Origin of the sequence: Komagataeibacter europaeus LMG 18890 (genome assembly GCF_000285295.1) — a bacterium.
In the GTDB taxonomy this organism is placed as follows: Bacteria; Pseudomonadota; Alphaproteobacteria; order Acetobacterales; family Acetobacteraceae; genus Komagataeibacter; species Komagataeibacter europaeus.
In genome coordinates, this window is the sequence record NZ_CADP01000256.1 from 1 (window position 1) to 1,827 (window position 1,827).

A 1,827-nucleotide genomic window follows, 5' to 3' on the forward strand; every position below is an offset into this window, starting at 1 on the left:
GAGATTGCAACATTGCAATTTGGGACAAATACGTTCAGTTGCCTCAAAGACATCGGCATAGTGCTGCCAGCTGGGTTACCCATACCGTCGCTTAGTGCCGACCGGGCAGGTCAGTTACTTGTGGAAAAAGGCTAGTAACCTCGCGTTTTTCGCAAGGGAATCCATATACCTTCAAACAATTGCAACGTTGCAATCCACCCACACTGGGCAATCATCTGGCGTGGAACATCGTCATGGCAGCCACGGCAGCTATGAACGAGATCTAAAAAAGAGACGAAAGCCCGTTAAACTGCGAATCGCACTCATAGATTCCATTAAAAAACACGCGCAAGTCCCATAGATACCGGTTTGCGACCGTCAACATGAAAGTTCTTAAAATAACGTGTGGATACTTCCCAAAACTAGCTATCTTAACTGACCGTCCCCCACGAGGTCAGGTTAGATCCCCCACGAGGTCAGGTTACTATCCCCCAAGAGGTCAGGCTAGGTCCCCCACGAGGTCAGGAAATGCTCTAAAAGTCGTTGGTTTTCCTAGTATTTTTTGTCTTGAATCAGAATCACTTCAATAGAATCAGAATCCCCCGCAGCACGCTGCGGTCGTGTTTATAAAAATCTTCATAAGAAACCTTACTTCTCAGCACCATGCACGGCCGCGAGAAGGTGCTGAGATGTCCAATTTCCCCTTCACCTGACCTTATTCTCATTCTAAGGTCAGGATACGAATCGTTCGTCCCGTTAGGTGCTGGATAACCCGCCCATGCAATACGCATCCGAAAGTGATGAAGCTCCAAAGCGCGCCATGCGTGTTGCTCGCGCTCTACAGCATAAGGGTGCCGACGAGTTCGCCAAACCTGGCCACCTTGTGGAGATACGTTTCGTCAGAGGCCAATCGCTAAGCCTGACTGCATCACGTCTACTCGCGTTGATGATCCTTGTAGCCGGTGGCGATGCTTGGAAGCCAGTGGTCCACCGCATGCGCAAAGCAGACATCAGGCGGGGTCACAAAGGTAACGAACGCATAAGTGACATGCTTGAAGAACTGCATGGTACTCTATTTGCCGAAGACGACATTTCCTGGCGAGGTAAAAAAGCGACGCGACGATTTTCTCTGATTGCCTCTTCAAGGGAAGAAGTTGAAGACACAGAGCCTGGAAAAGAAGTCGGTTGGATCGAGTGGGAATTTACTCCTGATGCCCGAAGACTAATCCAAGAGTCTGAGACCTATGCGGTCATGAACCGCACCGCTGTATTGGGTTTTCGTTCGGCTTACGCGCTTAAACTTTACGAAATCGGGGCCTTGCGCGTGAAGAGACGTCAAACCGTGTGGAAAGGTGACGTCATCGCATTTCGTGCTGCCTTAGGGATCTCACCTAACGTCTATAAAGACTTTGCTCAGTTGCGGCGAAAAGTATTGACCGTTTGCAAGAATGAAATCGACGAACTGGCGCATTTTACGGTCGAGTGGACGGAAATAAGACAAGGAAGAGCAGTAAGAGAACTCGAGATTGTTTTCCAACCTAAGGAAACCCCAAAGGTCATAGATCATCAAACAACTACACGCGAATTAGAAACACAACGCAATCAAGTAGTACGACCCGCAGCTGCGAAAAGCGATGGGCAGCTAATGTTTCCAGCCGGTTCTCTCCAGTTTGGAGCCGACCAAGAGATATTCGCTAGAATAGCGCGTTCCTCTGGCGGGGGCTGGGATATCGACCTGATTGCCGATGCATTCCGAGACCATCTCGGTGAGCGACTTGGCAAGCTGCATGGTTCCAAGCTTAAAGCGGCATGGAAAGGCTTTTGCGAAAGTTATCACAACCGTCGAGG

General features: G+C 49.6%; 1 protein-coding gene. It reads left to right on the plus strand.

What is annotated here, in order from left to right; genetic code table 11:
- Positions 1-757: 757 nt before the first annotated feature.
- A partial coding sequence (locus GEU01_RS25375) for a replication initiation protein (protein WP_198284515.1) occupies positions 758-1,827 on the plus strand: 1,070 nt, incomplete at its 3' end.